Source organism: Aeromicrobium sp. HA (assembly GCF_027171405.1).
GTDB classification, from domain to species: domain Bacteria; phylum Actinomycetota; class Actinomycetes; order Propionibacteriales; family Nocardioidaceae; genus Aeromicrobium; species Aeromicrobium tamlense.
This window is the reverse complement of record NZ_CP114372.1, coordinates 459,811-480,465: the sequence shown is the minus strand read 5'-3', so window position 1 is coordinate 480,465 and position 20,655 is coordinate 459,811. Positions and strand designations below refer to the sequence as shown.

At 71.0% G+C, this 20,655-nt stretch carries 21 protein-coding genes and 1 riboswitch; of the genes, 2 read left to right on the top strand and 19 right to left on the bottom strand.

The window, feature by feature from the left end:
* Nucleotides 1-2 precede the first annotated feature (2 nt).
* The 10 genes from O3S82_RS02385 to cysC form a co-directional block, all read right to left on the bottom strand.
* Nucleotides 3-725, bottom strand: a complete 723-nt coding sequence (locus O3S82_RS02385; RefSeq protein ID WP_269305240.1) for a DUF3027 domain-containing protein — start codon at nt 723-725, stop codon at nt 3-5.
* A 65-nt stretch (nt 726-790) separates the two neighbouring features.
* A complete protein-coding gene (locus O3S82_RS02380; RefSeq protein WP_269305239.1) occupies nt 791-1,708 on the bottom strand; it encodes an AEC family transporter in 918 nt (305 codons plus the stop codon).
* A gap of 3 nt (nt 1,709-1,711) precedes the next feature.
* A complete protein-coding gene (locus tag O3S82_RS02375) occupies nt 1,712-2,107 on the bottom strand; it encodes a cold-shock protein (RefSeq protein WP_179426469.1) in 396 nt (131 codons plus the stop codon).
* 75 nt (nt 2,108-2,182) lie between these two features.
* Nucleotides 2,183-3,157 carry a YihY/virulence factor BrkB family protein gene (locus O3S82_RS02370; RefSeq protein ID WP_269305237.1) on the bottom strand — a complete coding sequence of 325 codons (975 nt, stop codon included), beginning with the start codon at nt 3,155-3,157 and terminating at the stop codon, nt 2,183-2,185.
* Nucleotides 3,154-3,660 (bottom strand): type II toxin-antitoxin system PemK/MazF family toxin, encoded by a 507-nt coding sequence (locus O3S82_RS02365; RefSeq protein ID WP_269305235.1) that lies wholly within the window; start codon nt 3,658-3,660, stop codon nt 3,154-3,156. Before O3S82_RS02365 ends, O3S82_RS02370 begins: the two co-directional genes overlap by 4 nt.
* Before the next feature lie 4 nt (nt 3,661-3,664).
* A complete protein-coding gene (locus tag O3S82_RS02360) occupies nt 3,665-5,269 on the bottom strand; it encodes an AMP-binding protein (RefSeq protein WP_269305233.1) in 1,605 nt (534 codons plus the stop codon).
* Between the two features lie 151 nt (nt 5,270-5,420).
* Nucleotides 5,421-5,849, bottom strand: a complete 429-nt coding sequence (locus O3S82_RS02355) for a DUF779 domain-containing protein (RefSeq protein WP_179426477.1) — start codon at nt 5,847-5,849, stop codon at nt 5,421-5,423.
* A gap of 17 nt (nt 5,850-5,866) precedes the next feature.
* Nucleotides 5,867-7,390 carry an acetaldehyde dehydrogenase ExaC gene (gene exaC / locus O3S82_RS02350; protein ID WP_179426479.1) on the bottom strand — a complete coding sequence of 508 codons (1,524 nt, stop codon included), beginning with the start codon at nt 7,388-7,390 and terminating at the stop codon, nt 5,867-5,869.
* A gap of 94 nt (nt 7,391-7,484) precedes the next feature.
* Nucleotides 7,485-8,780 carry a GAF domain-containing protein gene (locus O3S82_RS02345; protein ID WP_269305229.1) on the bottom strand — a complete coding sequence of 432 codons (1,296 nt, stop codon included), beginning with the start codon at nt 8,778-8,780 and terminating at the stop codon, nt 7,485-7,487.
* Nucleotides 8,781-8,839: 59 nt separating this feature from the next.
* Complete coding sequence (gene cysC / locus O3S82_RS02340; RefSeq protein ID WP_269305227.1) at nt 8,840-10,030, bottom strand: adenylyl-sulfate kinase; 1,191 nt, start codon at nt 10,028-10,030, stop codon at nt 8,840-8,842.
* 176 nt (nt 10,031-10,206) lie between these two features.
* Here cysC and cysD point away from each other — a divergent pair, with 176 nt between their 5' ends.
* Both cysD and O3S82_RS02330 read left to right on the top strand, forming a co-directional pair.
* Entirely contained in the window at nt 10,207-11,127 is a 921-nt protein-coding gene (gene cysD / locus O3S82_RS02335) for a sulfate adenylyltransferase subunit CysD (protein ID WP_179426485.1), read from the top strand.
* Nucleotides 11,127-12,371: a sulfate adenylyltransferase subunit 1 gene (locus O3S82_RS02330; RefSeq protein ID WP_179426487.1), complete on the top strand. Its 1,245-nt coding sequence runs from the start codon at nt 11,127-11,129 to the stop codon at nt 12,369-12,371. The genes cysD and O3S82_RS02330 overlap by 1 nt, the downstream gene beginning before the upstream one ends.
* A 78-nt stretch (nt 12,372-12,449) precedes the next feature.
* Here O3S82_RS02330 and O3S82_RS02325 read toward each other — a convergent pair whose 3' ends face one another.
* The 9 genes from O3S82_RS02325 to O3S82_RS02285 all read right to left on the bottom strand — a co-directional run bounded on the left by O3S82_RS02325 (nt 12,450) and on the right by O3S82_RS02285 (nt 20,608).
* Nucleotides 12,450-13,898: a sugar transferase gene (locus O3S82_RS02325; RefSeq protein ID WP_179426489.1), complete on the bottom strand. Its 1,449-nt coding sequence runs from the start codon at nt 13,896-13,898 to the stop codon at nt 12,450-12,452.
* Nucleotides 13,899-14,304: 406 nt separating this feature from the next.
* Complete coding sequence (locus O3S82_RS02320) at nt 14,305-15,054, bottom strand: acyltransferase (RefSeq protein WP_269305223.1); 750 nt, start codon at nt 15,052-15,054, stop codon at nt 14,305-14,307.
* A gap of 68 nt (nt 15,055-15,122) precedes the next feature.
* Nucleotides 15,123-16,760, bottom strand: coding sequence for a chaperonin GroEL (gene groL, locus O3S82_RS02315; RefSeq protein ID WP_179426493.1), 1,638 nt, complete (start codon nt 16,758-16,760; stop codon nt 15,123-15,125).
* A 117-nt stretch (nt 16,761-16,877) separates the two neighbouring features.
* Nucleotides 16,878-17,081 (bottom strand): cold-shock protein, encoded by a 204-nt coding sequence (locus O3S82_RS02310; protein ID WP_179426495.1) that lies wholly within the window; start codon nt 17,079-17,081, stop codon nt 16,878-16,880.
* A 99-nt stretch (nt 17,082-17,180) separates the two neighbouring features.
* Nucleotides 17,181-17,459, bottom strand: coding sequence for a MoaD/ThiS family protein (locus O3S82_RS02305; protein WP_179426497.1), 279 nt, complete (start codon nt 17,457-17,459; stop codon nt 17,181-17,183).
* A 32-nt stretch (nt 17,460-17,491) separates the two neighbouring features.
* Nucleotides 17,492-18,757, bottom strand: coding sequence for a threonine synthase (gene thrC, locus O3S82_RS02300; protein ID WP_269305220.1), 1,266 nt, complete (start codon nt 18,755-18,757; stop codon nt 17,492-17,494).
* A gap of 8 nt (nt 18,758-18,765) precedes the next feature.
* A riboswitch (SAM riboswitch) is annotated at nt 18,766-18,878 on the bottom strand.
* A gap of 73 nt (nt 18,879-18,951) precedes the next feature.
* Nucleotides 18,952-19,725 carry a trehalose-phosphatase gene (gene otsB, locus O3S82_RS02295; RefSeq protein ID WP_179426508.1) on the bottom strand — a complete coding sequence of 258 codons (774 nt, stop codon included), beginning with the start codon at nt 19,723-19,725 and terminating at the stop codon, nt 18,952-18,954.
* Nucleotides 19,726-19,755: 30 nt separating this feature from the next.
* Complete coding sequence (locus O3S82_RS02290) at nt 19,756-20,316, bottom strand: LytR C-terminal domain-containing protein (protein ID WP_269305218.1); 561 nt, start codon at nt 20,314-20,316, stop codon at nt 19,756-19,758.
* Nucleotide 20,317: 1 nt separating this feature from the next.
* The gene (locus O3S82_RS02285) at nt 20,318-20,608 is read right to left on the bottom strand and encodes a DUF3263 domain-containing protein (protein WP_179426512.1); all 291 of its coding nucleotides are present in this window, start codon (nt 20,606-20,608) and stop codon (nt 20,318-20,320) included.
* Between the last annotated feature and the right edge of the window lie 47 nt (nt 20,609-20,655).

Genomic DNA, 20,655 nt, shown 5'->3' with positions numbered 1-20,655 from the left:
ACTCAGAAGTCCTCGAGCTCGGCACGCGTCGTGTCGAAGACCGGATCGGGCAGCTTCGAGGCCGACGCGGAGCGCTGGGGCCGCGTGCCCGAGTGCGCGCCGCACCCGTGGGTGAGCGCGACGACCCGGCCGTCGGCGTTGGCCATCTTGTTCGCGCACACGCCGAACCGGTCGGACAGATCGCCCGCGAGCGAGACCAGGAAGCCGCACGTGCCGCACACGCCCGGCGCCTGCTTGGCGATCGGGGCGTCGGGGCCGGACTCGCCCTCGTACCAACGCTCGGCGGCGTCCTCGCGCCCCTCGAGCGACAGGACCCACTCGCGGCCGAGACCGATCTCGCGCGCGTAGTGGCGGTCGACCACGCCGGTGCCGTCGCCGTCGCCCGCGGACCACGCGGGCACGAGACGGATGTCGTCCTCCTCGGGCGGCAGGACGTCTCCGGGACCGAGGTCGCCGGGGCGGATGCGCTCGCGGTAGGGCGTCCACGCGGGCGCGACGATCGCGTCGTCGCCGGGCAGCAGCACGATGTCGTTGATCGTGACCTCGTCGCCGAGCACCGAGGTGCTGACGGCCCAGTACCAGCCGCGGTAGCCCGGCAGCAGGCAGGCGAAGCGCTCGGTGACGAGGCCGGGCGCCTCCTCGGTGCTGCCGAGGTGGTCGCCGACCGTGCCGTCGTCGGCGCTGGCGTCGAGGGCCGCGCGTGCAGGAGAGGTCGACGTGCTCATGGCTCGATTGTCCCCCACCGCCCCAGAGCGGACCAACAGGGCCGACCCGTGGCGCGCGGCAGTCGTCAGGGCACCAGCAGACCCGCCAGCAGGACCATCACCGGAAGGGACACGAGCGTCGTGATGACGACGCTGTCGCGTGCCAGCACCTCGCCGCGGCCGAACTGGGCGGCGTAGACGAAGACGCTCTGCGCGGTCGGCAGGGCGGCCATGACGGTGACGCCGGCGACCTCGTAGGCGTCCAGCCCCAGACCGTGCCGCGCCACGAGGTAGGTGACGAGCGGCTGCCAGACCAGCTTGAGCACGGTCACGAAGGCCACCTCCGTCCGGTTGCCGTGCCCGATCCTGGGTCCGAACCGCAGGGCGACGCCGAACGCCAGGACGGCCGACGGGATCGCCATCGCGCCCAGCAGGGAGATGGGCTCGTCGACGAACCGCGGCAGGTCGACCTCGCCCAGCGAGAGGGCGACGCCGATGATCGCGGCGATGGAGATCGGGTTGCTCAGTCCTGCCTTGAGGAAGCCGCGCACCGTCACCCGCCGGCCGTCCTCCATGCTCAGCAGGGTGACGGCGATCGGCGTCATGACCATCAGCTGCAGCATGATCGTGGGCAGCGCGAAGGCGACGTCGCCGGCCACGTAGGCGGCGATCGGCAGGCCCAGGTAGCCGGAGTTGGCGAAGGAGGACGCGAGTCCGCCCACGACCACGTCCTTGCCGGGATGGCCCCGCCACCGGGCCCACGGCACGTAGACGAGCAGCACCGCCACGACGCCGATCGCGGCGACCAGGAACCAGGGGCCGAACACCGTGGCCAGGTCCGTCGAGCCGAGGATCTCGATCAGCAGGGCCGGGGTGGCGACGAAGTACACCAGCCGCGCGAGCACGACCTGGCTGGACTCCTCCAGCACGCCCGTCGCCGCGAGGAGGTACCCCACCGCGATCAGGGCACCGATGACGGCGAAGCCCTCGAGCGCGCCCGTCACGCGTCAGGCGTCGAGATCCGTCGCCAGGCGACGCAGCAGCTGCGCGACCTGGCGGGCGCGCTTGCCCTCGGGGTGGCGGCCGTGGCGGTAGCCCTCGCCGAGGCCGTCGAGGAGGTTGACGAGGTCCTCGACGATGACGACCATCTCCTCGGGCGACTTGCGGCGGGCGTGCGCCTGGGCCTGGGAGACCGACGGGGTCGGGTCGAGCACGCGGACCTGCAGGGCCTGGTCGCCGCGACGGCCGGCCGCGATGCCGAACTCGACGCGCGTGCCCGCCTTGAGGGTGGTCACGCCGTTCGGCAGCGCGTCGGAGCGCACGTACACGTCCTCGCCGTCCTCACGACTGAGGAAGCCGAACCCCTTCTCGGGGTCGTACCACTTGACCTTGCCGGTGGGCATGACCGTTCCTTTGCGTTCTCTCGATGCGACCCCTGCAGTCTAGTCGGGCGGGCACCCGCGGCGCGCCCGCGACGCTCAGGCCTCGTCGTCGAAGTCGACCGAGATCGTCTGGAATCCCTTGTGCCGCTGCATGCGCGCGTACTGGGCGTAGGCGCGGCGGTCGCCCGCGGTCAGCACGACGTTGTCGGTGAACGGCGTCAGCAGCGCGCGCGGGTAGAGGTGGCGGCGGCGCACCACGTTGATCTGCAGCCCGATCACGATGGTCGAGGTGAGCAGGAAGAGCAGCGCGATGAGGCCGAGGACGACCGCGAAGGTCTGGTTCATCGACGAGGCGCGCACGACGACGCCCTGCACGTAGGCGTCCCCGCCGAACTGCAGGAGCTGCCAGCCCAGGGCGCAGAACAGCGAGCCGGGCAGGACCGACCGCCACGACGCCCGCTTGAGGCTGACGAGCTTGAAGACCGTGACGAAGATGCCCCACGAGACGAGGAAGCCGACCACGCGCATGACCCAGCCGAGGTCGGGCAGGTGGTCGATGCCGACGACCTGGGGGTTGTCGACGATGGACTGCAGGATCGCGATGAACGCGATGCCCAGGCCGCCGATGCCGAGGACGACGAAGCTGCGCAGCCGCATGACGATCGGGTTCGGCCGGCTGTTGCGCGGGACGCCCCAGGCCACGTTCGCCGCGTTCTGGGTGGACTGGCCCACGCCGAGCGCACCGTAGAGCGCGGCGAGCGAGCCGACGACGATCGCCGTCGTGCTGCCGGTCAGGCCCTCTGGCCGACCGAGCTGGTCGCCGACGATCGGGAACTGGCCGAGCGCCGTGTCGAGCAGACGCTCCTGCAGCTCGGGGTCGTCCTGCAGCACGAAGCCGAGGACCGACGAGGCGATCAGCAGCAGCGGGAAGATCGCGATGAACGAGTAGTACGTCATGATCGCCGCCAGGTACGGGCCCTGGTCGTCGAAGAACTTGTAGAGCACCGCGATCGGGAATCCGAGGACCGGGTGCTTCCGCTGGAAGCGGTCGACCCGGGCGACGATGCTCATGGCAGGTATTGTCGCGCAGCCTCCAGCACGCGTTCGTACACCCCGCGGGGAAGGATGGCTCCTTCTCGGCGGACGTCGGCCTCGCGGACCTCGATCAGCCAGTTCAGCCGCACCTCGCTGGGCCGGCCCTTCGCGTCCCACGCGCCCGAGCCGATGTCCATCCAGAAGCGGCCGGCTCGCGCCTCCTGGGCCCGGTCGCGGTCGTGGTCCTTCGAGGTCAGCTGGAGCGCCACGAGGGAGCCGTCGCCGCGGCGACCGATGATGAGGACTGGACGGTCCTTGCCCTGGCGGGGGTCGTCCTCGTACGGCACCCACGTCCAGACGATCTCGCCCGGGTCGGGGCGGCCGTCGTGGTCGCCGGCCCACGTGTGGTCGATCCCGGACGACCGTCCCGGACGCGCCGACGGCGCCCGCCCGGACGCGCCGGAGGGCGCCGACGACGAGACGGAGCGGCCGATCGCGACCAGCCGTCGCAGGACGGCGGGCAGGTCGGGTCGCGCCACGCGCTCAGGCGGTGGTCTCGAAGGCGGGCAGCTGGCGCTTCATGACCTTGCCGGTGGGGTTGCGCGGCAGCTCGTCGAGGAACATCACGCCGCGCGGCACGGCCGAGCGGGCGACGTTGTCCTTGGAGAACTGCACGAGCTCGTCGGCGGTGACGTCGCTGCCCTCCTTGCGCACGACGTAGGCGGCCAGGCGCTGACCCCACTCGGGGTCGGCGATGCCGGTGACGACCACGTCGGCCACCTCGGGGTGCTCGACGAGGCAGTCCTCGAGCTCGCGCGGGAAGACGTTCTCGCCGCCGGAGATGATCATGTCATCGTCGCGGCCGGCGACGAAGAGTCGACCGTCCTCGTCGAAGTAGCCCAGGTCGCCCGAGTCCATGAGGCCCGAGTGGAACGCCTTGTTGCGGCCGTCGGTGTAGCCGCCGAACGGCATGTCGTTGACCACGTGGATCACGCCGATGTCGCCCTGAGGCACCTCGTTGCCGTCGTGGTCGAGGATCTTGACCGTGGTGCGCCACGGGACGCGGCCGGCGGTGCCGGGCGCGGCGCGCAGGTCCTTCGGGTCGGCGATCGTGATCCAGCTGGTCTCGGTCGCGCCGTAGAAGTTGTAGATGGAGTCGGTGTACATGTCCATGAAGTGCAGCGCCAGGTCGCCGGCCAGGGCCGAGCCGCTGGAGGCGGTGATCGCCAGGCTGGACACGTCGGTCTCCTTGACCACCTTCGGGTCGGCCTTGACCATGCGCTGGAGCATGAGCGGCACGACCACCAGCACGCGCACCTTGTACTTCTCGATGTCGCGCAGAGTCTGCTCGGGGATGAACTTGCGGCGCAGCACGAACGTGGGGCACGTCGAGAGGCCGAAGCCCAGGTTGATCAGGCCCCACGAGTGGAACAGCGGCGCGCCGATCGCGACGACCGAGTTGCTCTGGTACGGGATCGCGCCGAAGTAGGCCAGCAGCGGCTTGAGGTCCTCGGGCTCCTTGCGCTTCGCGCCCTTGGGCAGGCCGGTCGTGCCGGAGGTGAAGATGATCATCTCGCCGTGCTTGGGCGGCACGGGCTGGTCGGCGCCGGGCTTGCCGGCCGTGACGGACTCGATGGAGGGGATCTCGGCGGGTGCGTCGGCGTCGGCCCAGGCGAGCAGCAGGCGGCTGCGGCGGACGTCCTCGACGAGGGGCAGGAACTCCTGGTCGAGGATGAGCAGCTCGGCGCCCTCGCGCTCGGCCAGGTCGGTCAGCTGGGCGCGGCTGGACATGGTGTTGAGCAGCAGGATGCGACCGCCCATCTGCACCACGGCGACCAGGGCGATGACGAGGTAGCGGTGATTGCGCGCCAGGACGGCGACCGAGTCGCCCGCCTCGATGCCGCGCTCGCGCAGCACCTCGGTGAACTGGTTCACCTGCTTGACGAGGTCCTCGTAGGTGATCTCGCCGGCGTCGTCGATGATGGCGATCTGCTTGGGGTAGCGCTTCGCCGCGGCGTTGATGCCGGACGGCAGGCCCGGTCCCCACTTCTTCAGGACGCGCGCCGCGCCGATGAGCTTGTGCGGCGGGAGCGCCTTGATGATGCCGATGCGCCGCAGGACCTTCAGCTTGTAACCCAAATCACCCATGGCGCAGAGCGTAACAGTCGAAATCCGTGGGTCTGAGGCTTTCCTCAGGCTTCCGACGTGGGACGTGTGCGCCCCGTGTGACTGATGGGAAAAATGCCTCGAACGGGTGGTCGTTCATGGTCCCGACGGGTCCGCGGTCGACCGGCTCGGATCAGCCGCTCACCCCGCCCCGCACCACGGGTCCCATCCGTGCCGTCTCCTCCTCGGTGAAGACCCGCGACCGGATGATGAACCGGTGCCCCGTCGGACCCTCGATCGAGAAGCCGGCACCGCGTCCCGGCACGACGTCGATCGTGATGTGGGTGTGCGACCAGTACGCGAACTGCGCCGCCGAGATCCACACCGGGACCGGCTCGGGCGTGCCCGGCTCGAGCTCGCCCAGCAGCACGTCGGCGGCGCCGATCAGCAGGGTGCCCCGGGTGTAGCACATCGGCGCGGACCCGTCGCAGCATCCACCGGACTGGTGGAACATCAGCGGCTGGTCGTGATCGGCCCGGAGGCGGCGGAGCAGGTCCGCCGCCTCCGGGGTCACGGCCACCCGGGCCGTCGGAAGGGAGGAGCCGACGGACTCGGGTGACATCTCGGCCTCCACGGGGATCAGAAGAAGCCGACGGCGTTGGGCGAGTAGCTGACGAGGAGGTTCTTCGTCTGCTGGTAGTGGTCGAGCATCTGCGAGTGGTTCTCGCGGCCGATGCCGGAGTTCTTGTAGCCGCCGAACGCCGCGTGCGCGGGGTACTGGTGGTAGCAGTTGGTCCAGACCCGGCCCGCCTCGATCGTCCGGCCCGCTCGGTAGGCGGTGTTGGTGTCGCGGCTCCACACCCCGGCGCCCAGGCCGTACAGGGTGTCGTTGGCGATGCCCATCGCGTCGTCGAAGTCGTCGAAGCCGGTCACCGAGACCACCGGACCGAAGATCTCCTCCTGGAAGATGCGCATCTTGTTGTGGCCCTGGAAGATCGTCGGCGCCACGTAGTAGCCGCCCGACAGGTCGCCGCCGAGGTCGACGCGCTCGCCGCCGGTGATGATGCGGGCGCCCTCGTCCACGCCGATCTGGATGTAGGACAGGATCTTCTCGAGCTGATCGTTGCTGGCCTGCGCGCCGATCATCGTGTCGGTGTCGAGCGGGTTGCCCTGCTTCACCAGCTTGGTGCGCTCGGTCGCCGCGGGCAGGAACTGCTCGAGGATCGAGTTCTGGATGAGCGCGCGGCTCGGGCACGTGCAGACCTCGCCCTGGTTGAGCGCGAACATCGTGAAGCCCTCGAGCGCCTTGTCGTAGAACGCGTCGTCCGCGCTCGCGACGTCCTCGAAGAAGATGTTCGGGCTCTTGCCGCCCAGCTCCAGGGTGACGGGGATGAGGTTCTGCGCCGCGTTCTGCATGATGAGGCGGCCCGTGGTGGTCTCACCGGTGAAGGCGATCTTGCGGATGCGGCTGCTGGACGCGAGCGGGGCGCCGGCCTCGGCGCCGAAGCCGTTCACCACGTTGAGCACGCCGGCGGGCAGCAGGTCGGCGATCAGCTCCATCAGCAGCATGATCGACGCGGGCGTCTGCTCGGCGGGCTTGAGGACCACGGCGTTGCCGGCCGCGAGCGCGGGGGCGAGCTTCCACGTGGCCATCAGCAGCGGGAAGTTCCACGGGATGATCTGGCCGACGACGCCCAGCGGCTCGTGGAAGTGGTAGGCGACGGTGTCGTCGTCGATCTGGCTGATCGATCCCTCCTGGGCGCGGATGCAGCCGGCGAAGTAGCGGAAGTGGTCGACCGCGAGGGGGAGGTCGGCGGCCAGCGTCTCGCGGACGGGCTTGCCGTTGTCCCACGTCTCGCCGACGGCCAGCATCTCGAGGTTCTCCTCGATGCGGTCGGCGATCTTGTTGAGGATGTTCGCCCGCTCGGTGGTCGAGGTCCGGCCCCAGGCCGGTGCGGCGGCGTGGGCGGCGTCCAGCGCCTTCTCGATGTCCTCGGCGGTGCCGCGGGCGACCTCGCAGAACACCTTGCCGTTGACCGGGGAGACGTTCTCGAAGTACTGACCCTTGGCGGGGGCGACGTACTCGCCTCCGATCCAGTGGTCGTAGCGCGGCTTGTAGGAAACGACGCTTCCCTCGGTGCCGGGTGCTGCGTAGACGGCCATCGGTGACTCCTTCGTCGGGGGGGGCAGGTGTGAGGGGGCTCACACCCGATGACCCGACGGTAGGCAGCGCAACGTTGCAGAAAGGTACGCGCGGTCAGCCCAGCTCGGCGTCGAGCCGCTCGAGGTGGTCGGCCACCTGCGCGAACCGCGGGGAGGAGGCCGGCAGGACCCGGGCGATGCGCTCCCAGATCTCGTAGTCGTCGCGGCCGTGGCCGGTGTCGGCGAACGAGAGCAGCGCGTCGGGGTCGTCGCCCACGAGCAGGTGCGAGCGCACCAGCTGGTGGAGGTCGTCGCGCGCCGCGGCGATCGCGGGCGACTGCGAGTCGGGCAGGATCGGCCCGCGGTAGCGCGCCACGGCCTGTCGCAGCCGGTCGGCGGCGAGGTCGTCGCGCACGCGCTGCACGTCGGTGTCGACGGCCGCGGCGAACCGGTAGGGGCGCGACTCCAGGCGCAGCCCGCCGAGGACCTGGCGCAGGCGCGACAGCTCGGCGCGGATCGTCACCTCGGGCAGCTCGTCGTCGCTCAGGGCGACCGCCAGCTCGGCCGTGGTGAGGCCACGGTCGGCGGCCGCCACGAGCAGGGCGATCTCGCTGTGCCGGGCACTCAGCCGGGTGGTGGTCGTGCCGTGGTGCAGCACCGCGCCGCGCACGCCCAGCACGTCGAGTCGCGGGCGTCGCACCCCGGGCGTGCCGACCGTGCGCGAGGCCGCGGCGCCGCGGACGCGCTCCAGGCGCAGCTCGGCCTCCACCGCCGCCGCCGTGGCGCGCACGAGCCCGAGACTGGTCGCGCTGGCGACCTCGGCCCCGCCGGTGAGGTCGATGACGCCGAGGACGGCACCGGTGTCGGGGTCGTGGACGGGCGCGGCCGAGCAGCTCCACGGCGTGACGGGTCGGGCCAGGTGCTCCGGTCCCAGCAGCGAGACGGCGCGGTCGAGCGCGAGGGCCGTGCCGGGCGCGTTGGTGCCGGCACTGGCCTCGCTCCAGTCGGCGCCCTCCACGAAGTTCATCTCCTCGGCCATGCGGCGCAGCTGGGCGGCGCCCTCGACCCACAGCAGCTGGCCGGCCGCGTCGCTCACCGCGACCAGCAGCCCGGCGTCGGCCGCGCTCTCGACGAGGAGCCGCCGCACCACGGGCATGCCGGCGGCGAGCGGGTGGTGGCGGCGGATCTCCTCGAGCCGCGCGGAGTCGAGCGTGATCGCGGCGAGGTCGCGCTCGGGGTCTAGCCCGCCGAGCAGGCTGCGCCGCCACGACTCGCTGACCACCGAGCGGACCGGCCCGTCGACGGCGCCGGTGGAGAGGAAGGAGTCGTGGGCGTCCTGCAGCGCCCGCGCCAGCGCGTCGGGATCGACTCCCGGCGGCACGGCGAAGGGCGATTCGGTGGACCCCGGCATGAGGGGATCCTAACGCGTCGTGTGAAGCGGATCACACGATCGGCCCGGGACCGCGGCCCTCAGGACCCCGCGACGACACCCCGCTCGCGCAGCAGCCCCACGACCGCCTCGACGCACTCGCCGACTCCCATGAGGGACGTGTCGATCGTCAGGTCGGCGTCCTCGGGTCGCTCGTAGGGCGAGTCGATCCCCGTGAAGTCGCGGATCAGGCCCGCCCGCGCCTTGGCGTAGAGACCCTTGCGGTCACGGGCCTCGGCCACCGCCAGCGGCGTGGCCACGTGGACCACGAGGAACGGCGAGCGCGGCTCCACCCGCTCGCGCATCGCGTCGCGGACCGCGGCGAACGGGGCGATCGGGGCGCAGACGGCCAGCCCCCCGCCCTCGGCGACCCGCGCCGCCACCCAGGCGATGCGGGTGAGGTTCCGGGCCCGGTCCTCGCGACTCCAGCCGAGACCGTCGGAGAGCTCGCGGCGCACGTCGTCGCCGTCGAGCAGGACGGCGTGCGTGAGGCCGCGCGCCGTCACCGCCTCGACCACGGCGCGGCCGACGGTGGACTTGCCCGCGCCGGAGAGCCCGGTGAGCAGCAGCACCGCCCCGCGGGCGTCGCGCACGTCCGGGCGGCGGAAGTCGAGCGGGTCGCTCACGCCGAGCGACCGCAGCGCGATCCCGAGCACCTCCTCGGGCGTCGTCGCGTCGTTCACCGCGGGGGCGGGGAGGTACCAGGCCTGCGCGTGCGGGACCTGCTCCGCGCACCGCCGCAGCTCCTCCATGAGCGTCATGTCGCCGGCCCAGCCGTCCTGCGCCACCCCGACGAGAGCGAGCGGCCGGCCGTCCGCGGCGCTCGCCGCCCGCATCACGTCGGCGGCGCTGACCCGGCCGCCGAACAGCGCGACGACGTGGTCGCGCAGGTCGACCGGGACCACGAGCCGCGCCCGCCGGGCCGGCGGGTGCTCGGCCGCGCGCACGGCGCGGACCCGGCCGGCGACCCACGTCAGGCCGTCCTGCCCGGCACGCGTGTCCGACAGCACGAGCACGGCGAGCGGCGTGTTGTCGGGGTCGGTGAGGGTCAGCGAGCCCTGGTCGACCGCGTCGCGGGCGGCCTCGGCGGACACCGCGAGCTGCGGCGCGACGGGCCAGTCGGCGGGCGTCCGCCCGGGCAGGCAGTACCCGTCCACCGGGTCGAGGAAGCCACCGAGGATCAGCTCCAGCCCGTCCAGCTGCGCGCCCCGGAGCACCGCCGTCGCGCTCATCGGCACGTCCCGGCGGACCAGTCCGCGGACAGGGTGTCCACGTTGTGGGCGCGTCCGGGGAGCCACGGGTCCATGGGCGACGATTGTGGCACAGCCGATGCCCGCGGTCGGCCGCGTCCGAGCGCCCACCGATCGCACCCACGGCACCGCTCGACCCCATGGGGAGGAACCCGTCGATGACCGACACGCGTGAGTCGCGTCGCTACGGCATGAGCCAGCTCGACCATCTCGAGGCCGAGGCGATCTACATCATCCGCGAGCTCGTCGCCGAGAACGAGCGCCCGGCGCTGCTGTTCTCCGGCGGCAAGGACTCGGTCGTGATGCTGAACCTCGCCGTCCGAGCCTTCGCGCCCGGGCCCATCCCCTTCCCGGTCGTGCACATCGACACCGGCCACAACTTCGACGAGGTCCTCGCGTTCCGCGACCGCGTCGTCGACGAGCTGGGCGTGCGCCTCATCGTGGGCTCGGTCCAGGACGCGATCGACGAGGGCTTCGTCCGCGAGGAGCCGAACGGCTCACGCAACCGCATCCAGACCCCCGTCCTGATCCGCACCGCCGAGCAGCACGGCCTCACCGCCCTGTTCGGCGGCGCCCGCCGCGACGAGGAGAAGGCCCGCGCCAAGGAGCGCGTCTTCTCCTTCCGCGACGACTTCGGCCAGTGGGACCCCAAGAACCAGCGCCCCGAGCTGTGGTCGCTCTACAACGGCCGCATCCACCCGGGCGAGAGCATCCGCTGCTTCCCACTGTCGAACTGGACCGAGCTCGACATCTGGCAGTACATCGCCCGCGAGGGCATCGAGCTGCCCGACATCTACTACGCCCAGAAGCGCGAGGTCTTCCTGCGCGGCGGCATGTACTTCACGATCAACCAGCACTGCGCGCCGCGCGAGGACGAGGAGGTGTTCGTCGAGTCGGTCCGCTACCGCACGGTCGGCGACGCCACCCTGACCGCGGCCGTCCCCTCCACCGCCGCCACGCCCGAGGAGGTCGTGGCCGAGGTCGCGGCCACCCGCATCACCGAGCGCGGCGCCACCCGCGGCGACGACAAGGTCAGCGAGGCCGCGATGGAGGACCGCAAGAAGGAGGGCTACTTCTGATGGACATCCTGCGATTCGCCACGGCCGGCTCGGTCGACGACGGCAAGAGCACCCTGATCGGCCGGCTGCTGTTCGACTCGAAGTCGATCTTCACCGACCAGCTCGAGGCCGTCGAGGCCACCAGCGCCCAGCGCGGCGACGAGTACACCGACCTGGCCCTGCTGACCGACGGCCTGCGCGCCGAGCGCGAGCAGGGCATCACGATCGACGTCGCGTACCGCTACTTCTCGACGCCGAAGCGCAAGTTCATCATCGCCGACACCCCCGGGCACATCCAGTACACGCGCAACATGGTCACGGGCGCCTCCACGGCCGATCTGGCGATCATCCTCGTGGACGCTCGCAAGGGCCTGCAGGAGCAGAGCCGCCGCCACGCCACGCTCGTGTCGCTGCTGCGGGTCCCGCACGTGGTGCTGGCCATCAACAAGATGGACCTGGTCGACTGGTCCGAGGACGTCTACCGCCAGATCAGCGACGAGTTCGTCGACTTCGCCGCGCGGCTGGAGTTCACCGACGTCACCACGATCCCGCTGTCGGCGCTCACCGGCGACAACGTCGTGTCGCGCTCGGCGAACATGGGCTGGTTCGAGGGCCCGTCGCTCATGCACCACCTGGAGAACGTCTACATCGCGAGCGATCGCAACCTCGTCGACGTCCGCTTCCCGGTGCAGTACGTGATCCGTCCGCAGAACGGCCAGGGCGACTACCGCGCCTTCGCCGGCCAGGTCGTCAGCGGCGTCATGCGTCCCGGTGACGAGGTGCTCGTCCTGCCCAGCGGCCTGCCCAGCCGGATCAAGGCGATCGACACCGCGAAGGGCGAGCTGGCCGAGGCGTTCGCGCCGATGTCGGTCACGGTGCGCCTCGAGGACGAGGTCGACGTGTCGCGCGGCGACATGATCGTGCGGCCGAACAACCAGCCCGTCGTCACGCAGGACCTCGACGCGATGGTCTGCTGGATGGACGCCAGCGCGATGACCGTGGGTGGCAAGTACGCCATCAAGCACACCACCCGCTCGGCGCGCGCCCTGGTCAAGGAGATCAAGTACGAGCTCGACGTGAACACGCTGCACCGGAACCAGGCACCGGGCAGCCTGGGCCTCAACGCGATCGGTCGCGTGGTGCTGCGCACGACCCAGCCGCTCATGGTCGATCCCTACCAGCGCAACCGCCAGTCGGGCTCGTTCATCCTCATCGACGAGGCCACGAACCGCACCGTGGGCGCCGGCACGATCACCGAGCACTGATCCGCGCCGCGCCCACCGACGACGAACGGCCGTCGCTCCCCCAAGGAGCGGCGGCCGTTCGTCGTGGACCGGTGGGGCCTACCAGGCGCCCTTGCGCCCCAGGACCACGCCGACGGTCTTGAACAGGATCGACAGGTCCATGCGCAGGTTCCAGTTGTTCACGTACATCAGGTCGAGGCGGATCGACTCGTCCCACGAGAGGTTCGAGCGGCCGCTGACCTGCCACAGGCCGGTCATGCCGGGCTTGACGTGCAGCCGGCGCCAGACCCACTGGCTGTACTGCGAGGTCTCGCTCTCGATGGCCGGCCGCGGTCCGACGAGCGCCATGTCGCCGAGCAGCACGTTGAACAGCTGGGGCAGCTCGTCGAGCGAGGTCTGTCGCAGCAGCCGCCCGACGCGCGTGACCCGCGGGTCCTGCGTCATCTTGAACAGCGGGCCCGCGCCCTCGTTCATCTCGCGCAGCTCCTCGACGCGCTGGTCGGCGTCGACGACCATCGTGCGGAACTTGTAGATGACGAACGGGACGCCGTCCTTGCCCGTGCGCTCCTGCCTGTAGATCACCGGGCCGCGCGAGTCGATGCGGATCGCCAGCGCGAGCAGGCCCATCAGCGGGGCGCCGAACAGGATCGCCAGCAGCGCGAAGCTGCGGTCGAAGAACGCCTTGACGGCCTGGCCGACGAGGTGGCTGTTCGGCGGGTCGAGGGCCAGCGCGAGCTGGTCGCCGACACGCGTGGGTCGCACGAACTCGACGTAGTCGTTCATGTCGGTCAGCACGAGGCACTCGATCTCGGCCCGCTGCAGGCCCCACGCGAGGTGGCGCAGCGACGGGTCGCCGAGGGCCTGGTCGGCCGTGATGACGACGCGGGCCCCGTGGACCGTGCGCAGCAGCTTCGGGACGTCGCGGACCACCGAGTTCACGGTGGCGCTGCCGAGCGGCTGCGTGGAGTCCCACGTGCAGCGCCCGACCACCACGAGGTCGTGGCGGTCCTCCCAGCGGGCGGCCAGCCGGTTGACCGCGTCGGCCGGACCCACCAGCAGGGTGGGCACCCGGCGCATCGCGGCGCGGTGGGCCAGGGCGGAGCCCACGATCAGGACCGCGGTGACGCTCAGGACCACGACGGCCGAGCGCAGCTCGGCGGACACGACGTCGGACACCACGAGGGTCGCCAGCGCACCGAGGGCCAGGACGGCGATCAGCCGCTTGGCGGGGCGCAGCGAGCCCGCACGCTCGTAGGCCGGCAGCGCGGCCAGGCTCAGACCCAGCCAGCCGACGACGCCGGCGGCCAGGACCGCGAGCGCTCCGGGGGCCATCCCGACGGCCACGCCGGCGATGACGGTGCCCGTCAGCACGAGCAGGTGCCCGAAGAGGCCCTGACGGATCAGGTTCTCCAGAGACGATCGCCCCGTGGGGATCGCCGTGAGTTCCCGGTGCACGGAAGGAGATCCGAGTCCGGGGTCGCTGGTGATGGGCTCCACCAGACGCAGCGGAAGGACGGTCTCATCTCGTCCGTCGATCGCTGAAGTCATTGCCACTCCCCAATGCAAGCCATCGGTGTCGAGCTGCGGACCCCTCCGCCTCACCGCTGACCCACGTGATGTCTGTGTGTCTGCGTACTCAGCCAAGAGCGACGTGGAGTGGTACCGATACATGTCCGTGGACAAGCCCCCCGGCCCGGCTCCAGGCCACTCGATGCTCTCCCTCGCCGGCTTCCCCCGCCGGCGGCCATCGACTGGCACGACGCCCCTGCTTTCCCCTCGAAAGTAGGCCATCGTCGAACGGCTGTCTGGTCATTTCAGAAATTCGCGGATGTCGTCCATGTCACACCATCTCGTCCTGCGGTTTACGGGTTCCCGTGCGGTCGCACGTCGACGAATCGGGCACGGGCACCTGGGGTAACTGGAAGTTTCGTGCAATGAGTCCCGGAATCGCGCCTCACGGCGTGTCGTCGAATGACCACGTGGTCCCCTCACGCACCACACGCCCCGGAGACCCCATCACGACCACGTTCGGAGGCACCTTCTGACCGCGCACGACGGACCGCATGCCGACGCACACGTGCGCGCCGATCTCGACGTGTCCGGACACCACGGCCTCACGGCACAGCCACACGTGGTGACCGATGCGGATCGTGGCACCGAACGGGTTGAGCCGCTCGCCCGTGGCCGCGTCCTCGAGGCGGTGCATGTCGTCGGTGGCGATGTAGACGCCCGCGGCCCACAGCTGGTCGCCGGCGGCCACGACGCGGCCCCCGTTGCGCGCGTCCACGACCGGCGACCGGGTGGCCACGAGGGGTCCGTGCAGCGCGATCGAGGAGCCGGGCCCGCAGTACAGCTCGCCGGCGGTCAGCACGACGCGCTCGTCGAGGAACACCGTGGCGTCGTCGCCGCCGACCAGCAGCGAGGTCAGGTGGTCCATCGGCGCCCCCACCACGAGGAGCGCGCCGGAGTAGTAGAAGGTCGTCAGGCCGGCCAGGACGTGGTCGGGCAGCCGGGCCCCGGGAGCGGCGTACAGCGCGTTGCCGAGGTCGTTCCACCACGACGGCAGCGGACCGTCCATCCGGCGCCAGGCGACGGCGTCGAGCCGCTCGGGGTCGACGCCCGCCGCGACGAGCCGGTCCCGGTGCTCGGGGGTCAGCGCGTCGTCGGTGCGGGACAGGTCGGGCCACGTGGTCACGCCGGTCATCCTCCCATCCCCCGGACGCACAGGACCCCGGCACCGCGCGGTACCGGGGTCCTGTGATCAGGCGTGGCTCAGAAGCCCATGCCGCCCATGCCACCCATGTCGCCCATGTCGGGCGCACCGGCCGGGGCCGCGGGCTCCGGCTTGTCGGCCACGACGGCCTCGGTGGTGAGGAACAGCGCGGCGATCGACGCGGCGTTCGCCAGCGCGGAGCGCGTGACCTTGGCCGGGTCGATGATGCCGGTCGCGATCATGTCGACGTACTCGCCGGTGGCCGCGTTGAGGCCCTGACCCTGCTCCAGGTTGGCGACCTTCTCCGCGACGACGCCACCCTCGAGGCCGGCGTTGACGGCGATCTGCTTCAGCGGGGCCGAGGTGGCGACGCGCACGATGTTCGCGCCGGTGGCCTCGTCGCCCTCGAGCTCGAGCTTCTCGAACGCGGCCTTGCTGGCCTGGACGAGCGCGACACCGCCGCCGGGGACGATGCCCTCCTCGACGGCCGCCTTCGCGTTGCGGACGGCGTCCTCGATGCGGTGCTTGCGCTCCTTGAGCTCGACCTCGGTGGCCGCGCCGACCTTGATGACGGCCACGCCGCCGGCCAGCTTGGCGAGGCGCTCCTGGAGCTTCTCGCGGTCGTAGTCCGAGTCGCTGTTCTCGATCTCGGCCTTGATCTGGGCGACACGGCCCTGGATCTGGGCCTCGTCGCCGCCGCCCTCGACGATGGTGGTCTCGTCCTTGGACGTGACGACCTTGCGGGCGGTGCCGAGCAGCGTCAGATCGGCGTTCTCGAGCTTGAGGCCGACCTCCTCGCTGATGACCTCGCCACCGGTGAGGATCGCGATGTCGGTCAGCATCGCCTTGCGACGGTCACCGAAGCCGGGGGCCTTGATGGCGACCGACTTGAAGGTGCCCTTCAGCTTGTTGACGATGAGGGTGGCCAGGGCCTCGCCCTCGACGTCCTCGGCGATGATCGCCAGCGGCTTGCCGGTCTGCATGACCTTCTCCAGCACCGGGACCATGTCCTTCACGGTGCTGATCTTGCTGTTGACGATGAGGATGTACGGATCCTCGAGCACGGTCTCCATGCGCTCGGGATCGGTGACGAAGTAGCCCGACAGGTGGCCCTTGTCGAAGCGCATGCCCTCGGTGAGCTCGAGGTCCAGGCCGAAGGTGTTGGACTCCTCGACCGTGATGACGCCCTCCTTGCCGACCTTGTCCATGGCCTCGGCGATGATCTCGCCGACCGTGGTGTCCGCGGCCGAGATGGAGGCGGTGGAGGCGATCTGCTCCTTGGTCTCGACGTCCTTCGCCATGGCGAGCAGCTGCTCGCTGATGGCCTCGACGGCGATCTCGATGCCCTTCTTCAGGCCCATCGGGTTGGCGCCGGCCGCCACGTTGCGCAGACCCTCGCGCACGAGCGCCTGGGCCAGGACGGTGGCCGTCGTGGTGCCGTCGCCGGCGACGTCATCGGTCTTCTTGGCGACTTCCTTGACGAGCTCGGCGCCGATCTTCTCGTAGGGATCCTCGAGCTCGATCTCCTTGGCGATGGAGACGCCGTCGTTCGTGATCGTGGGGGCTCCCCACTTCTTCTCCAGGACGACGTTGCGGCCCTTCGGGCCGAGGGTGACCTTGACGGCGTCGGCGAGCTGGTTCATGCCCCGCTCGAGCCCGCGCCGGGCTTCTTCGTTGAATGCGATGGACTTGGCCATGGGTGCGTGTCTCCGACATAAGTAGAAGTGGAACTAGCACTCTCACTATACGAGTGCTAATCCCGCCCGTTCAAGCGACCCCGCACCCGAGGTCGGCCGAGGCCCCGGCCCCGATGCCTAGTGCAGCGGCTGGACGTTCTCGGCCTCGCGCCCCTTGGGGCCGTCGACCACCTCGAGCTCGACGTTCTGGCCGTCCTCGAGGGTCTTGAACCCGTTGATCGCGATCTTCGACCAGTGGACGAAGACGTCGTCCTGGCCGTCGACGGCGATGAAGCCGTACCCCTTGTCGGAGTTGAACCACTTGACGGTGCCATGCACCATGAGACCACCTGTTCTGCGGGGGAAGGCCCGCTGCCGGACCCGGGACCAGCGTATCGGCAGGCGCGTGAATCGCCTACGGCGGACTGGCCGAAAGCCTGCTCAGCAGCCGCCGGCGACCGCGGGGATCACCGAGATCTGGGTGCCGTCGGGGGTCTTGGTGTCGAGGCCGTCGGCGAAGCGCACGTCCTCCTCGGCCACGTACACGTTGACGAAGCGGCGCAGCTTGCCGTCCTCGTCGACGATGCGGGCCCGGATGCCGGGGTAGGCGGTCTCGAGCGAGTCGAGCACGGCGCTGAGGCGGTCGCCCTCGGCGCTGACCTGCGACTCGTCGTTCGTGTAGCTGCGCAGGATCGTGGGGATGCGGACGGACACGGCCATGGGGGCTCCTCGGGTGGTTTCGGTCGGACGGCTCAGGCGATGCCGGCCGCGGCGAAGGCGTCGTAGGTGGGGGCGATCGTGGCGCGCGGGCCGACGGAACCGGCGACCGCGTCGAGCGTCTTGAGGCCGTGACCGGTGTTGATCACGACGGTCTCGAGCTCGGGGTCCAGCTGGCCCGTCTCGACGAGCTTCCTCAGCACGGCCACGGTGGTGCCGCCGGCGGTCTCGGTGAAGATGCCCTCGGTGCGCGCGAGCAGGACGATCGCGTCGCGGATCTGGTCGTCGTCGACCTCCTCGACGCCGCCGCCGGTGCCGCGCGCGATGTCGAGCACGTAGATGCCGTCGGCGGGGTTGCCGATCGCGAGCGACTTGGCGATCGTGTCGGGCCGCACGGGCCGGATCGCGTCGACGCCGTCCTTGAACGCGGTGGCGACGGGGTTGCAGCCCTGCGCCTGCGCGCCGAAGACGCGGTACGGCTTGTCCTCGACCAGGCCCAGCGCGATGAGCTCCTGGAAGGCCTTGTGCACCTTCGTCAGCTGGGAGCCCGAGGCGACGGGGATGACGATCTGGTCGGGCAGGCGCCAGCCGAGCTGCTCGGCGATCTCGTAGCCGAGCGTCTTGGAGCCCTCGGCGTAGAACGGCCGCACGTTGACGTTGACGAACGCCCAGCCCTCGTCCTCGCCGGCGATCTCGCTGGCCAGCTTGTTGACGTCGTCGTAGTTCCCGTCGACGGCGACCAGGTTGTCGGTGAAGATCGCCGAGTTCACCTGCTTGGGCGTCTCGAGGTTGCTCGGGATGAACACGACCGTGCGGATGCCGGCGCGGGCGCCCGCGGCCGCGACCGCGTTGGCGAGGTTGCCGGTCGACGGACAGGCGAAGACCTTGCTGCCGAACTCGCGCGCGGCGCTGAGCGCGCAGGCGACGACGCGGTCCTTGAAGGAGTTGGTGGGGTTCGTGCTGTCGTCCTTGACCCACAGCTTCGACAGGCCCAGCTCGGCCGCGAGGTTGCGCGCGTCGAGCAGGCGAGTGAAGCCCGGCTCGAGGTTGGGGCTGTCCTCGATGTCGGCGGGGACGGGCAGCAGCGCCTTGTAGCGCCAGATGTTCGTGGGGCCGGCCTCGATCTGCTCGCGGGTGACCGTGCCGAAGTCGTAGGCGATCTCGAGCGGGCCGAAGCACTCGTAGCAGGCGTAGTGGGGGCCGAGCTCGCGCGTGGCGCCGCACTCGCGGCACTTCAGGGCGGTGGCGGGGCCGAAGGCGCCCTCGCGAAGGGTGGTGCGGTCAGGGATCGTGACGCTCACGACGACTCCATTCATCTCTCCGGGCCGGCGTTCGACCGCGGACGGAATTAGCACCTGGCCGGTGGTCGGCTGGTTGCTGGGGCTTCGTCGGGCCGTGTCCCTCTGCCCCTCGGGATGAGTGATGCCAGCCTAGGGGCGCGTCTCACGATACGTCCACTTCGTCCGGATGCCGAGACGAGCGGGAGGGGTGAGCGTCAGACCGGGGCGAACCGGTCGGCGAGGTCGCCGAGCCAGGCCGCGACGTCGTCGGGCCCGTCGAGCACCACGTCGGCGAGCGCGACGAGCGCGTCCTGCTCCTCCGAAGCCGAGCACACGAGGGTGACGTCCATCCCCTGCTCGCGCAGGGCGATGGCCTCGCGGAACGCCGGCAGGTCGCCGAGGTCGTCGCCGGCGTAGATGACCGCACCGGGCGAGACGCGGCCGATGATGCCGCGCAGGGTCTGGCCCTTGTCGGTGCCCGAGGCGCGCAGCTCGATCACCTGGCGGCCGGGCTCGAGGTGCAGGCCGACCTCGGTGGCGAGCGCCTCGATCTGCGGGGCCAGCTCGTCGAGCAGGCCCGGCGCGACGCCGCGCGTGTGCAGCGCGATCGCCAGGCCCTTGTCCTCGACCCGGATGCGCGACGCGTCGTGCTCGCGCATCCACTGCGGCAGTCGCGCGGCCAGCTGCGAGACGGCCTCGGGGCGCGACGGCCGGGTCAGCTCGCCCGTGGCGGCGTCCCAGCGCTCGGCGCCGTACTGGCCGCAGACGACCAGGTGCTCCAGGCCGTCGCCCTCCTCGAAGCGGCCGAGCCGGCGCACCTGGTCGACGGGACGTCCGGTGATGATCGCGATCGTCCCCAGGATCGGCCCGAGACGCCGCAGCGCCGCGAGGGACTCGGGGTGGATGTACGCCGACGCGGGGTCCTCGACGATCGGCGCGAGCGTGCCGTCGAAGTCCAGCGCGAGCAGGGTGCGCCCCGGATCGGTCATGGGAAGAGTATGGCGCGGCCGCACGAGGGGTCAGCGGGGGCTGGCCAGCACGACCGTCAGGTTGCTGGTGGACATGTTCCCCGTGGCGGGCATGAGGCGCACGATCCCGAGGTCGCTGCCGAGCAGCGCGGCCTCGGCCTGGCGTCCCGCCGGGTAGTAGACGGTGTCCTGCGGGACCCCACCGCGCCAGTCGGCCACGGCGCCGACGGTCCAGCCGGCGGCACGGGCCTGGCCGGCGACGCGGGCGGCGAGGCCGCCGATGCCGATCTGGTTGTAGACCGAGACGCCGATCGACCGGGTCGCGGTGGGCTCGGTGGTCGGCTCGGTCGTGGGCTCGGCGGTGGGCTCGGTCGTCTTCTTCGGCTTCGGCTTCGCGGAGGCCTTCTTCGTGGGCTTGGACGTCGGGCCCGTACTGGTGCGCTGCGCGGACTGCGCGGGCGCCTCGTCCTCGCGGACGACCTCGATGATCGCCCAGCCGCCGAGGGCACCGAGGATCAGCCAGACGGCGGGCAGCACGACGACGTGCCACGGGCGACGACGCTCGGGCTCACGCCGGTCGTCGCGCGGTTCGAGGGGCGGCTGCTCCTCCACCTCAGCGGTCGGAGCCGGTACGCCGGGCCTGGCGCTGACGCTGGCGCTGCGAGCGGAGGCGGCGCAGGCGCTTGACGAGCAGCGGGTCGTGCGCGAGCGCGTCCTCGGAGTCGATCAGCGCGTTGAGGATCTGGTAGTAGCGGGTGGCGGTCATGTCGAACTTGTCGCGGATCGCCTGCTCCTTGGCGCCGGCGTACTTCCACCACAGGCGCTCGAGCTCGAGCATCTCGCGGTCGCGATCGGACAATGCGCCGTCGCGGACCGCTTGGTCGTGACTCTCCACCGCTGCCATGTGCCCGACTGTACCGGCGAAATCACACGCTTGTCATTCCCGTTCGC